At 48.6% G+C, this 13,091-nt stretch carries 12 protein-coding genes; all 12 read right to left on the reverse strand.

Annotated elements, in window-relative coordinates:
* Positions 1-191: 191 nt before the first annotated feature.
* The 12 genes from NSQ73_RS16050 to NSQ73_RS16105 all read right to left on the reverse strand — a co-directional run bounded on the left by NSQ73_RS16050 (position 192) and on the right by NSQ73_RS16105 (position 13,053).
* Positions 192-332, reverse strand: a complete 141-nt coding sequence (locus NSQ73_RS16050; RefSeq protein ID WP_340987249.1) for a hypothetical protein — start codon at positions 330-332, stop codon at positions 192-194.
* 144 nt (positions 333-476) lie between these two features.
* On the reverse strand, positions 477-971 hold the full coding sequence (locus NSQ73_RS16055; RefSeq protein WP_042137149.1) for a DMT family transporter: 495 nt from the start codon (positions 969-971) through the stop codon (positions 477-479).
* Positions 972-1,019: 48 nt separating this feature from the next.
* Positions 1,020-1,718 (reverse strand): Crp/Fnr family transcriptional regulator, encoded by a 699-nt coding sequence (locus tag NSQ73_RS16060; protein WP_340987250.1) that lies wholly within the window; start codon positions 1,716-1,718, stop codon positions 1,020-1,022.
* Between the two features lie 31 nt (positions 1,719-1,749).
* The gene (locus tag NSQ73_RS16065) at positions 1,750-2,175 is read right to left on the reverse strand and encodes a DMT family transporter (protein ID WP_039291582.1); all 426 of its coding nucleotides are present in this window, start codon (positions 2,173-2,175) and stop codon (positions 1,750-1,752) included.
* Between the two features lie 182 nt (positions 2,176-2,357).
* Positions 2,358-2,759 carry an NUDIX hydrolase gene (locus tag NSQ73_RS16070; RefSeq protein ID WP_340987251.1) on the reverse strand — a complete coding sequence of 134 codons (402 nt, stop codon included), beginning with the start codon at positions 2,757-2,759 and terminating at the stop codon, positions 2,358-2,360.
* Between the two features lie 19 nt (positions 2,760-2,778).
* Positions 2,779-4,737, reverse strand: coding sequence for a translation factor GTPase family protein (locus tag NSQ73_RS16075; protein ID WP_340987252.1), 1,959 nt, complete (start codon positions 4,735-4,737; stop codon positions 2,779-2,781).
* A gap of 9 nt (positions 4,738-4,746) precedes the next feature.
* A complete protein-coding gene (locus NSQ73_RS16080; protein WP_340987253.1) occupies positions 4,747-5,730 on the reverse strand; it encodes an aldo/keto reductase in 984 nt (327 codons plus the stop codon).
* 514 nt (positions 5,731-6,244) lie between these two features.
* Positions 6,245-7,087, reverse strand: coding sequence for a GNAT family N-acetyltransferase (locus tag NSQ73_RS16085; protein ID WP_340987254.1), 843 nt, complete (start codon positions 7,085-7,087; stop codon positions 6,245-6,247).
* A 291-nt stretch (positions 7,088-7,378) separates the two neighbouring features.
* Complete coding sequence (locus NSQ73_RS16090; RefSeq protein WP_340987255.1) at positions 7,379-10,087, reverse strand: KAP family P-loop NTPase fold protein; 2,709 nt, start codon at positions 10,085-10,087, stop codon at positions 7,379-7,381.
* Between the two features lie 214 nt (positions 10,088-10,301).
* Positions 10,302-11,588 (reverse strand): sensor histidine kinase, encoded by a 1,287-nt coding sequence (locus NSQ73_RS16095; protein WP_340987256.1) that lies wholly within the window; start codon positions 11,586-11,588, stop codon positions 10,302-10,304.
* The gene (locus NSQ73_RS16100) at positions 11,575-12,255 is read right to left on the reverse strand and encodes a response regulator transcription factor (protein WP_340987257.1); all 681 of its coding nucleotides are present in this window, start codon (positions 12,253-12,255) and stop codon (positions 11,575-11,577) included. Before NSQ73_RS16100 ends, NSQ73_RS16095 begins: the two co-directional genes overlap by 14 nt.
* Before the next feature lie 21 nt (positions 12,256-12,276).
* Positions 12,277-13,053 (reverse strand): ABC transporter ATP-binding protein, encoded by a 777-nt coding sequence (locus NSQ73_RS16105; protein ID WP_340987258.1) that lies wholly within the window; start codon positions 13,051-13,053, stop codon positions 12,277-12,279.
* Between the last annotated feature and the right edge of the window lie 38 nt (positions 13,054-13,091).

Below are 13,091 nucleotides of genomic sequence, written 5' to 3' on the forward strand. Positions count from 1 at the left end.
TGTCGAGGACTGAGATTCCGTTATTTCAGCAATTATGGCGAAATCGCATGACACGCGGACTCAGATTCCGTTAAGTGTCCGAAACACGCTTATTTTATGTCCGAATGTACAGGATAACGGAATCTCAGTCCACGTACGCACCAATAGAAGCTTTTTACATGAAATAGAGGAATATCAGTCCGCTTCTTCACTTATTCGAACATCACCATCGCCAGCTTCAGTTCCAGCACCTCCAACACACCAGCATTACCAGTTCCACCAGCACCACCAACTCCACCAGTTCCACCAGTATCTTCAGCCCCACCAGCACCCGTTCTTAGCAAGCCCTCCACTTATCCGCATCTCTCCTGAAACGGCGGCTTACCCGTCCCTATAAGGACAGCATCTTTTCAGCTAGTGTGCAGCAAATAAATTCTTATCTGTTGAAAAAAAAGCACGCAGTCCGTTTTTGAACGGGTGCGCGCCTCACATTTAATTTAATCCGTATGCAGCGCACTGCGGCGCTCGATGGCTCCGGCGGAGTCTTTAGAATCGCTTTTGCCGCCTAATTTGAACACCAGAATCCCTCCAACGATAATGAGCACACCGATCAGCTGGTTGAACGAGAATGGAACCTTCTCCAGCCCCAGCCAGCCCAGGGAATCCCAGAGTAAGGCGAAGCCGAGCTGAGCAGTCAGGACAATGGAGATGGCATAAGTTGCGCCTAGAATTCGGGTGGCCTGGACCAGACAGATGACGACACCCACACCGATCATACCGCTGAACCAGTACCAGGGCTGCATATGCTGCAGCGTGAACATGTTCTTCCCTTCCATAATCAGCCCCATAATCAGTGAAGCTGCGAATCCCATGCCCAGCACCAGTGTGGTGGTTGTCCAGGAGCCTGTATGCTCATTGACCTTGGCATTGAAAATATTCTGTAGACTAACCAGTGCACCCGCGATCAGCGCGAGTAATATTCCTGCTAACATATCTGTTGCTCCCTTATATGCTGATTTGTGTTGCCTTATTGCCTGGGTTTATTCGTAAATATTGCGGCTGGCCAGAGCTGAGAGCCCTTCCCTGTCCTTGACGATAATTGCCCCGGAGCTGCGCTCGGTCAGCCCTTCCTGGCAGAACTTCCGGATCACTCTGTTCAAATGCCTGTAGCTGGTGCCGATGAAATTCGCGGTATCCACCAGATTAATCGTATTCAGCTGGCCGGTAAATTGCGGATCCGATTCGTCGTAGGAGATGGACAGCAGGTAGCTGGCCAGCCGCACAACCACCGGATGCATCAGATTAAGACTGAGGAAGCTGGACTTCCGGTAGAACTTCTGAGTGATGATCTCCAGCATAAAATGCAGCAGCGGCGGATGATCCTTCGCATATTTATTCAGCCAGCGGTACGGCACCGCAATCATGTGAACCGGTGATACCGCCTCTACCGTATTGAGCATTTCCGTACCCTGAATATATTCAACATCGCCGATAAGCTCCAGCGGTGTTTTGAATGAGATGATTAGTGTTCTGCCCTCTGCCGAGGTCGTGTAAATCTTAAGCTTCCCTTTGACCAGCACATAGAGTGTGCTTGAAGGGTCTCCTTTGGAACAAATATGCTCCCCCGGATCGTAGCTTAGCAGCGACAAGAGCGGTTTAAGCGGCTCTGTGAAAATATGATCGAGCTGGTGCTTCTGCAGATATGCCTGCAGCCGACCGGGATCTTGAATTTCCTTCATCGCTCAGGTTCACCTCCGCTTGACCTAATCATCAGAACTTCAGCACGACCACACCAAGGATCATCATCCCGATCCCGATAAACTGTGGCAGCTTCATCTTCTGCTTGGCTACCCCGAACCAGCCCTTGATGTCGATGACAAAAGTCAGGCACAGCTGGGCAATCAGCAAAGCGGAGATGGTTAAGGTGACACCAATGCTCTGAATCGCCGTAACCTCACTGAAAATAACGAATGCGGCAAATCCGCCGCCGATCAGATACAACGGATTAACCTTACGGAAGCCGTGTTTCTTCCCGTCCCGTACGATCAGCGCAATGACCAGCGCCATCAGGAACCCGGTGAACTGCGTGATCGTCGCTGCCTGCCACGTACCAATATCCTGGCTGATTCTTGCATTCGCTACCCCTTGCAGCGTAATGCAGGCCCCGCCTATAAATGCGAAAATTATCCCCTTCATCTGTCTCTCTCCTCTATATACTGTCTGCTTTAATTAAAAGCCAGTTTGCCGGATTCGGGAAGGACATATGTCCTGAATTGTAAAAGTGTCTGCGGACGGCTGCCCGAAAGCAGCCGGTAAAGCGATAAAAAGCCCATTCCAAACCGGATTTCCGGCTCGAAACGGGCTTATAGCTGTATGGTTTAGGAGAGCAGCTTCATTTCCCGCAGCTTGTCCATAATCATCATACTGACAGCTGACACACGGTCCTTATCCTCATAGGTTAACCAGGCCAATTCCTCGATTTCGGAAGCCGGGCTCAGTTCACCCGTGAACTCAGCCGTCAGACAGGTCATCCGGACGGAAACGCCTTCTGCTTTGCCATGCGCGGGAGCTTCAAAGCTTCCGAATTCTGCAATAGTCTCCGGTATGATCTGAACAGATAATTCCTCTTCGATCTCCCGGATCAATGTCTGTGCATCACTCTCACCAGACTCCCGTTTGCCTCCGGGGAAATAATAGGTGTCCTTTCCTTTGGAACGCGCGCCAAGCACCTTGCCATCCACGATATATATCCAGGCAATCTTATCAATTACTTCAGTCATTGTCCGTCTGCACCTTTCTTCATCGTACTTTAATATGCATATGCTGCTCCGCTTCATCCCAGGGGACCGGATACGCCTGGCCTTTGGCGCAGAAGATCGAGGTCGAGGAGTAAGCCGGATCGGCATTTTTATTATAATTCCGCTGCTGAATTACTGTTTCGGTCTGATGGCACGGCTGATAACCGGCGACTCTAAGCGACAGCGAACCCTTGCCCTGGGTCATGGAAGCCAGTCTCACCCCATAATTCATGAAGCTTGCCACTGGAACCGTACCGGTAATGACAGCCTTGGACTCCGTAATCTCAGGAGGGTAGAAGCTCCCGCTGGCCTGCTGGATATCACTCATTACTTTGCCCACGTAGTCTGAATCTATCCGGAGCTTCAGGTCATAGACTGGCTCCAGCAGCAGATTTCCGGCCTGCTCCAGTCCCTGGCGTAAGGCACGGTAAGCCGCTTCACGGAAATCTCCGCCGCTCGTATGCTTATTATGCGCTCTGCCGCTAAGCAGGGTGATCTTGAGGTCAGTCAGCGGTGACCCGGTCAGCAGGCCGTGATGGCCGCTCTCCAGCAAATGCTGCTCAATCTGATGCTGATAGCCCACGGCCAGATCATCCGGGTGACAGCTGTTGATAAAAGTAATACCGCTGCCGCAATCCCCCGCCTCCAGCTTCAGATGAACCTCAGCGTAGTGGCCAAGCGGTTCGAAATGTCCGTAGCCGTAGACGGTGCCAGTGATCGTCTCCTTGTAGAGAATTTCAGGCGGCCCAAAAGCAATCCGGATCCGGAACCGTTCAGCCATGATCTGCTCCAGAATCTCCAGCTGAATTCCGCCCATCACATGAATATGCAGCTCCTGCAGCTCTTCATCCCAGCTAACATTGAGCGAAGGATCTTCCGCGCCCAGCTGTCCAAAGGCATTCATCAGTTCTTTCAGGTGTACCGGCGGCTCAAAAAGGACTTTGGATTTCAGCGTAGGAATCAGGCCGCTTTCCTGTGAGTCCGTCAGTTCACCAACGCCCTCACCGGGCAGGGCTTCAGTAAGCCCTACAACCGCGAACAGTTCCCCTGCGGCAGCCCAATCGGCGGAAATATATTTGGTGCCGTTATATTTACGGATTCCGGTAACCCGCGCCGATACACGTTCCGGTCCATGTCCGTACATTAAGCTGTCCCTATTCTTCAGAACTCCCTGTAGAGCCTTGATGTAGGTGATGCGGGTGCCTTTGTCATCATGGCGGATCTTGTAGACTCTCCCCGCAAAAGGCTGCTCATGATCGTACTCCGTGAAGGTTAACGCGTTCAGAACCTCCAGGAACCCGTCCACCCCTTGATCAAGCAATGCGGAGCCCTGCATACAAGGAAAGATGTCGCCCCGTTTCAACATGTCAGGCAGTGCACTGCGGCAGACGTTGTCAGGCAGAGCTCCTTCCAGATACATTTCCAGCAGCGCGTCATCACGCTCCGCTATAAATGCCCTCAGCTCATCAGTCAACGCCTCCCCCGTAAGCTGCGGCAGCAGGAAGGCATTGCCGCTGAGCTGCTGCCGGATCTCTTCGAGTACACGCTGCGGGTCCGCACCGGCACGGTCGGTTTTGTTAATGAAGAACAGGGTGGGAATGTTATGCTGGCGCAGCAGCTGCCATACGGTTTCCGTATGACTCTCTACACCCTCCACCGCGCTCAGAATGACCACTGCATAATCCAGCACCTGCAGACAGCGCTCCATCTCTGGAGAGAAATCAACATGGCCCGGGGTATCCAGCAGGAAATATCGCGAATCCTTATATACAAATTCCGCCTGATCGGCAAAAACAGTGATTCCGCGCGCTTTTTCAATCTCGTGGGTATCCATGAAGGTATCCTGATGATCCACCCGGCCCAGGCTGCGGATCGTTTCGGTATGGTAGAGCAGCTGCTCAGCGAAGGTCGTCTTGCCGGCATCTACATGTGCAAGCAGTCCGACGGTTATATTGTTCATAAGGTGCTGCTACACTCCTCCACGGATATGCGGAACAACCTCGGACTGATAAAATGCGCTCAGGCGCTCCATTTCAGTTGAACTATAGGAAGGAGCTTCAAGTGTAGCGAGATTATCCGCTACCTGAGCTTCATTCTTGAAGCCCGGAATCACACAGCTGACGGCGGGATGGTCCAGAATCCAGCGCATGGACGCTCTGGCCATATTGCCGCGTCCTTCAGCAATCCACTCCAGCTTGCGGGCCAGTTCCACTCCGGTAACAAACGGAAGTCCGGCGAAGGTCTCACCAACGTTGAATTGCTCGCCGTTCGCGTTGAAGCTGCGGTGGTCGTTCTCCTGGAAGGTACTGGTCTCCTTGAACTTGCCGGTCAGCAGACCGCTGGCCAGCGGCAGACGCACCAAGATCCCTGCGCCGCGGGCAGCCGCACGCGGTAATAACTCCAGCGCCGGCTGCTGGCGGAACAGATTGAAGATCACCTGAAGCGCCTCTACTCCCGGATATTCCAGGCATAGCAGCCCTTCCTCGATGGTTTCGACACTTACGCCGTAGTGGCGGATTTTACCTTCGGCCTTCAATTGGTCAAGGGCCCCGAAGACACTGCCGTCTCTGAGGATTTCAATCGGCGGACAGTGGACCTGATACAGATCAATTGCTTCCCTCTCCAGCCGCCGCAGGCTCTGTTCACAATATTCGCTTATTCTGCGCGCAGAGTAATTCTCCGGATCATGAATATCACCGGCACGGCAGAATTTCGTAGCAATATGTATCTCATCCTGCTTGCCTTTGGTTGCCTTGGCCAGCAGCTCTTCCGCATGCCCGGAGCCGTATACATCGGCAGTATCAAAGAAATTAACGCCCTGCTCCATAGCCAGCTGTAAGCCCTTAAGCCCGTCTTCATCCCTGCTGCTGCCCCAGTCTCCGCCGATTGCCCAAGTGCCAAAGCTGACTTCACTTACTGACAAACCTGTATTTCCCAGCTTGCGGTATTTCATCGAAAGACCTCCGTTTATGAGTGTAGTTAATGTAATGAACCCTATGGAACCGTTAACAACTGACCTTATTATTATGAATGGTTTGCGCGAGAAGGTCCAGTCTCTGTATAGCTATACCGCCCCATACTTAATCTCAGACTAATCGGACTCAGAATCGCTTATATTACTCAATACTGTTCATTTCGGGCACGATTTAACCAGATAACGGAATCTCAGTCCGCTTCATCCTCAAAAGGTAGTTTTTTCAGGAAATAGGGTCCTCTCAGTCCGCTCCGTACAACACTGGCTTTCTTACCCAAATGCAACATAGAATTGCTTACAATAAAAAAGACCGCCTCCATTATAACGGAGCACAGTCTTTCACTAAATCCCGGTACAACATTATAGCTCTATCCGGTAGAACGGTCCTCATTTCTCGAAATGACTACCACGATAATGGAATACAACATCCCTCTGCCAAAAGTTCTCATAATACTCTCCTCCTGTCACTGGATTATATTGTATATGTTGTATATTACCCCGGTGACTGAAGTATAAGCTCTAGGCTCTCCATGACAAAAGCAAACACCGGATAGCTCTCCACAGGCTCGAATCCCAGCTTCAATGCCAGCCTGTGTGACGCGGTATTCTCATGTGTGGTTTCCCACAACGGAAGCTGGCCTCTGTCCAGGTAATAACTAATCAGTGACCGTGCGGCTAGCTTTGCGTATCCTTTGCCGCGCTCAGTTTCTGAGTATGTATCCACATCAATGAAATATCTGTTGTTAACGGTGAAGCCGTTATGCTTACAGACAGAGACTGCCTGACCCTCTACCTTCACCACAGCTCCGGTGGTTGTCGGGCTGCTGACGCGGTTATGTATGTCAGACATATCATCTTCATGCTCCTTCAGAACAGGAAATTGCCTGTAGTCAACGGTCACACCGCTGCCTGAAGCGTCTTCCGTAACCTTGCTCCCAGGCGGGTTGAACCTCGCACTATTGAACTCATATACCGATTCCATATGTCTATATACTTGCAGTCCGGCATATCCGGGCTTAAATAATGCCGTCCATGCATCACAATCATCCGTGTATATCTCGAACCAATTCTTTTGCCGCCGCCGGCAATCCGGAATCACTTGGGTCTGCAAAAATGCTGTCAGTTTCATCCTGTTCAGCTCTGTACTGATATCTCCGGCAGCATACATCCATCTCCCCGTAGCCCATACCACGGCAAGGGATGGTGCAGCTGCATCATCGGCAAATACCCGTCCGGGATAATTCCCCTGCAAGACTGACAATGCGGGAATATGCTGCTTCTTATCGGCAAAAAAAACTTCAGCCGCAGGATAATCCACTACCTTCAGCTCAATCATCGCATTAAACCTCCAATACACTCCATGTTTCCGTTTACAATAATACTCTACTATGATATTTGTCGACAATAATGGAAATTCACTTTTGAAGGCTCCCCTGTTACGGCTATCATCAAAGCTTCTTCTGTATTGTTGATGGCGTGACTGTCTGAGGCTGAATAAGCCGCTCTATAAGACCCGCATATTAAAAGACCTGATCCGGCTAATGGCTGCCAGTCAGGTCTTTTAATAATGATTTAAGTATGGATTATGGTTTGCCCCTATGGCAAGCAGCCGGTTCAGTTTTAGTATCTATGCAAAATCCTGGTGAATATCATTAAATAATAACTTGTTTTGCAAACGGATAATCTCTTCGATATGCTCCGAATTGCCCAACTCACATAAGCTTGTAGCTTTTTGTGAAAATTCAAATGTTAACAGTCCGTCTTTTTCCTCTATCAACTTCAACGTATTGAGAACAAAATCATACATCGTATTATGCATATAGCTGAGGATTATCAAATAACGATTCCCACCCATATTGAACTCATCAATCATATTGGAAACTGATTTAATATGTTCTAAACCTGTTAAACCCTTTTCAATTGTGTGTAATGGTACGTACTTCAGTACATTTATGTAAGATTCTAATAGTAGCATATCTTCGTATGGAACATCTGTCATAAGAAATCTTATTATAGCTTCGATTCCATATTGACTAGACCAATTTTTTAGTATATTTTGTTTTACATCTTCCTCCGCAGTTTCCGACCAAGCATGATATATTCTTCTTATGTCATCTTCATGATGCCCCATTAACAGTGAATAAGAAAAGCAGGTCGATAAATAGTTTTGAATATCTTTCTTAAGCTCTTCTTCGCTGGTTATTTGAGCATAGACTATCCCCGTCAGAGCGAGATTGGTAGCATTGTTTGCGAATATAATGTTGATGGCAGATGTTCTCCAAGGACTATTGTATAAATGAGAGAACAGGGAAGTTATCGTTTTACCTTCAATACTATATGTATAAGATTTCTCCTTATCATATTCCGCGTTGAATTTAGTAGTCAAATATATAAGGAGCATCAAATTTCTGTTCTCATTAGACGAAGCGATTTTCTCTTCCAGCTTCCGGTAAAACACTTCTCGTGATGTCTTTCGAACCAGATAGTTCTGCTGTTCTTCAGCTTTAGCCTTAGAATTTTCTGATTCCAACGCAGAGTAGAAATTATCCATATCATTCTCAGACAATTTATTTTGCGGCACTGAATACATGAAATAGGTCCAGAAGTACTCAGGATCGCCTATCCGTTTTTGCAGCTTCCATTTCTCATCTCTCTGATTGGTATCCATTAAAGGGAAAAGCTTCTTTATCACGAACAGATATTGAGCATAATCTTTCTTTAATTCCTTACGTAATACTGACTGCGTTTCTTCATCTTCAGTTTTACCGAGAAAGAAATCACCATGCTCCACAATAAAATCGAATAAATTCGGTTTACTAACTTTGATGGTTAATAATCTAATCAGATCAAGTGGAAATACATCTTTCTTAAGTAATGGCAGAAATAGCTGTAACAAATTAGTCAGGCGCTGCAAATTGCGCGGAGAGACTTTCAGTTCTGTTAGAATTTCACTGATCTGTCTCTGGTTAATCTCAATTTCTTCTGCCACCAATATCGGCTTTATCATCTCCCAACCAAGCTTAGCCAAGAGCACAGGATCACAGGCTGGAATGTATAACGGAACTTGAATGAATTTTTCTAAATACTCTTTCCCAACATTTTTCGAGAAATCCTTGGAATAGAGCTGTGCCAGCGAATTGCTGACAATCTCCTCATCTAGTGCAATAACATAGGTAGTCTTGGGGAAATCTGCAATCATACGCACTAACTTGAATACCATTTGAATTTCTTTATTATCCAGCCGGTCCAAATCATCAATAAAAACAACAAGTTTGATTTTGGCCTTCTTCAGCCGGTTTACAATATGTTCACGCAACTCTTCAGCATCTTGATAATCTTTACTGAATACTGTATTTGTTGGAAAATCCTTAAGGTTAATGATCAGTCCGGGAGGTCTCAGGCTTATCGGAGTCAGGAATTTCCTGTATGTTTTCAGATCATGAATTAGCCCGGCATCATAATCTGGGGAATGCTCTTTAATGGAATCTATGAGTTTATTCAAAAATTCGGGAATTAGGTTCATATAATCTTTCCCAAAGAACCAGGGCTGAAATCGGACGATAACCGGCTTGTCCTCTTTACTGACAAACACCCTTTCCATCATGTCAAAAATTGAGGACTTCCCTGAACCCCAAGGACCATATAATCCAATCGTCAATGCCCCTTCATTAGCAGTACTTATATGTTTTTCAATGGTTTGGGCAACATGCTTGGCAAATTCTTCACGATTAAGTTTATCCTTTCCTTCCTTTCCGAGTGAACCTTCCGTGTTGAAACCGGGTTTCTGAGTTTTATCGTTATCTGTACCAGCGCCTGTACCTTTATTATCCGCAATAATGCTTTTTAAGAATTCCATCCGGTAGGCAAGCCTGCGTAATCTATCGGCCTGCTCATACTTAAGGATTGAGAATAGCAGAAAAGAAATTTCCAACCTCACTAGTGACAATCCAGCAAAAATGTAAGTCACATCATATAAAATGGAAAACAACGGTTTGTTCAAACCAGAATTATGATCATTCATTATATGATCCAATAAAATCGCTAGCGCTACGCCATTAATGCGAAGCAATTTTCTTTTGGTTAGCGGGTTATCACTCCATGGGCCAGAAGACCAGAGTACCCGTAAGTAACCCCACACCATAAATAATCCAATAAAAGAATAAACAAATATAATCAGTTGCCTGTCATAACCTGCATAATCCCTGCCGAATAACGCTGCTCCAGAAACCCTTAAAACCAGTAGCCCGAAATAAATGAAAGCTGTTGTCATTATCAATGGAAGGAGCTTAATTGGCCAAAACTTAATATGATTGAGCCACTTAAAAATCGTTTTCAATCCTAATTTCACCCTTTGTTATTAAAAGTAGATGGGTTCAAGATTGCATAAAATCCCAGTAATCATATTATAGGTTGAGTACTGCCGTTAACACCAGTATTTATTCGAAATCCCAGTCTCCCTACTGACAAAAAAACTCAAACCTAGGTTTGAGTTTTTTTGTCAGCTTCCTTTAAGATTGTCAACGAAACAAGGCTAATATGAGGCACATACCTCAGTACCGCAGCACCACCACAAACCGCATCCCATGCTCCAGAGGCTCCGCGAAGATGTCGCCGCCCATCTTCACCAGCAGCTGCTTGCAGATGAATAGGCCGAGACCGTTGCCCGGCTTCCCGTCCGCGTTGGAGCCGCGCCAGAAGCTGGTGAAGATATGGGCCAGCTCGCCCAGCAATAGCGGTTCGCCTGAATTCTCAATGACGATGAGCTGGCGGTACTCCTCTTCCCGGAAGGTCATGCTGACCGTACCGCCATCGCCGTATTTTATCGCATTCTCGATAAGATTATTAAGCACTTCAAACAGCCTGTCCAGATCACCCAGCAGCAGCTTATCCTGATAAGGCCCCACCTTCAGCTCTATCTTCAGCAGCTCCAGCCGTTCTTTATGATCCGGGACAACCTTCCGGATCAACTCATTGATATAGAACTCTCCCGGCACGACCTCCATCTCCTGCAGGGAGGAGACCGAGGCCGTGATAATATCCCCGATCAGCTGCTCCATCTGCTCCGCTTTCTGGCCGATCAGCCTGGCGGCCGCTTGGCGTTTCTCTTCGCTGTCATAGAGGCTGCCGTCTAGGGCACTGGCGTACAGCCTGATTGCGGCGACCGGTGTTTTGAGCTCATGTGACAGGGAGGCGACCAGCGTCTGGCGGTCTTTTTCCAGGCGGAGATTGGTCTGCTTCTGGACATCCAGTGTCTGCCGCAGCAGGTCCAGCCCCCATACGAACCGGCCGAAGAACCGGCTGCGGTGCTCCTTCATCCCTGTATTCAACTGGCCTCTGGATAACTCGTAAGGCAACTCCTGCAAGGTGTGAAACGGCTGGAGGATCTGCTTACGGATATAGAACAGCAGTGCAGTCACCGCCCCAAGCGCCGCCAGCAGGAACACATTCAGGATTAGGAATACGCTGTGATCCGCACCGGGCAAACGGTATGAGAACCTTAAATACCCTGTCAGCTGCTGCTCCAGATAGACAGGTTTGACCGTGAATTCGTATGAATCCGCTACACCTATTCCGGCAAAAAACCGCTCAACAGCCTGTGCTTCCGCCCCCTGATCTATCCAGCTTAATCCGTTAACGTATGTATAATCTCCCGGAGTAAATATAATCTCCTCCGGCGGCACCCCGCGCTGCACCTGCTCAATGATCCGGTTGATCTCCACCCGGTAAGCTTTGCCGGGCTTGGCACTATCGCGGCAGGAGACATATCCATTCAGAATGGTGATTAGGGCTAACCCGGTGAGCACAGTCCAGAGAATCAGCCGGTTAAATGCCTTCATATTTGTACCCTACCCCCCAGACGGTTACAATCCGCTTCGGCTCTTTGGGGTTCAGTTCGATTTTGTCCCGCAGCTTATTCATATGTACCGTCAGCGTCGAAGGCTCACTGAAGCTGTCTGCTCCCCATACCTGCTGGAACAGCCACTCTTTGCGCAGAGCCTTTCCCTTGTTATTCATCAGCAGCACCAGCAGCTCATATTCCTTGGCCGTCATCCCGAGCTGCTGCCCGCCTCTATATACCATCATCGAGGTCCGGTTAACTGTAAGGTCGCCATCGGCCAGCAGCTGCTTATCATCGTTCATATCATAGCTGCGCCGCAGATGGGCTTTGACCTTGGCTGTCAGCAGGTTGACCGAAAAAGGCTTCTCCAGATAATCATCTGCACCCAGCTCCAGACCGATAATCTTATTGTCATCCCCATGGCGTGCACTCATAATCAGAATCGGCAGATTGAACTTCTCTCTGGCGAGTCTGCAGACGGCGAAGCCGTCAAGCTCCGGCAGCATAATATCGAGCAGCAGCAGCTTGACCGCATGCACTTCCAGATATGCCAGTCCCTCTTCTCCGGAGGCTGCAATGAATACAGAATATCCCTCCACCTGCAAAAAATCCTTAATCACCTCCGCCAGCTCCGCATTGTCTTCAATGATCAGAATATCCGCCACGGTCTCTCCTCCTGCTGCCTGTTACCAGCCCATCTCCATCAGCCAGCCCGTCAGGCTGCGCTCACGTTCCCTCGAACCCTGCTGCGGTGAATATTTGCCCAGGACATGCTCGCCCTGAATATTTCCATCCACCATATATAATACCTTATCGCTCTGTGCGGCGACCTTCACATCATGGGTTACAATCATAACGGTTGTTCCCTCACGGTTGATCCGGCACAGCTCATTCATTACTTCCTGGGCTGCTTTTGAGTTGAGCGCACCTGTCGGCTCATCGGCAAACAGCATCGCCGGCTCATTAATCAGCGCCCGGCATATACAGGCCCGCTGCAGCTGTCCCCCGGATACCTCTGTAATGTCATGTGCCGCAGTTTCAATTATATTCAGCTTCCGCATTAGAGCATCGGCGTACTGATTGACATCGCTGCGGCTGCGCCCGCTTCCTTTGCCGGATAGCGCCTGATAGCCCGATAGAATGATATTATCATAAACGGACAGATTGCTCAGCATATGCATCTGCTGAAAGATGAACCCCATCTTATGCAGGCGCAGCTCGGCCATCTCTTTCTCGGAGAGCTGTGAGAGGCTCTGCCCGTCAAACACCACTTCCCCTGCCGTGAGCCGGTCCATCCCGCTGACAGTATAGAGCAGCGTTGATTTGCCCGATCCGGACGGTCCCATTACGGACACGAACTCTCCTTCATGAAGCGTAAGATTAATATTCCGCAGGACATTATTCTGTCCTTTGTTTACAATATAGGTTTTGCATAGATTGGTTACTTCCAGTACGGCTGCCATTTCTGTATTCCTCCTTGGGTAGTTGTTTGCAGTTCGCT

It is taken from the genome of Paenibacillus sp. FSL R10-2736 (assembly GCF_038000245.1).
GTDB classification, from domain to species: domain Bacteria; phylum Bacillota; class Bacilli; order Paenibacillales; family Paenibacillaceae; genus Paenibacillus_AQ; species Paenibacillus_AQ phytohabitans.

What these genes read in the sequence shown, in the direction of transcription:
- NSQ73_RS16085 (WP_340987254.1), bottom strand. Translation starts at nt 7,087, where the DNA reads ATGATTGAGCTGAAGGTAGTGGATTATCCTGCGGCTGAAGTTTTTTTT.
- NSQ73_RS16065 (WP_039291582.1), bottom strand. Translation starts at nt 2,175, where the DNA reads ATGAAGGGGATAATTTTCGCATTTATAGGCGGGGCCTGCATTACGCTG.
- NSQ73_RS16080 (WP_340987253.1), bottom strand. Translation starts at nt 5,730, where the DNA reads ATGAAATACCGCAAGCTGGGAAATACAGGTTTGTCAGTAAGTGAAGTC.
- NSQ73_RS16060 (WP_340987250.1), bottom strand. Translation starts at nt 1,718, where the DNA reads ATGAAGGAAATTCAAGATCCCGGTCGGCTGCAGGCATATCTGCAGAAG.
- NSQ73_RS16055 (WP_042137149.1), bottom strand. Translation starts at nt 971, where the DNA reads ATGTTAGCAGGAATATTACTCGCGCTGATCGCGGGTGCACTGGTTAGT.
- NSQ73_RS16105 (WP_340987258.1), bottom strand. Translation starts at nt 13,053, where the DNA reads ATGGCAGCCGTACTGGAAGTAACCAATCTATGCAAAACCTATATTGTA.
- NSQ73_RS16075 (WP_340987252.1), bottom strand. Translation starts at nt 4,737, where the DNA reads ATGAACAATATAACCGTCGGACTGCTTGCACATGTAGATGCCGGCAAG.
- NSQ73_RS16070 (WP_340987251.1), bottom strand. Translation starts at nt 2,759, where the DNA reads ATGACTGAAGTAATTGATAAGATTGCCTGGATATATATCGTGGATGGC.
- NSQ73_RS16095 (WP_340987256.1), bottom strand. Translation starts at nt 11,588, where the DNA reads ATGAAGGCATTTAACCGGCTGATTCTCTGGACTGTGCTCACCGGGTTA.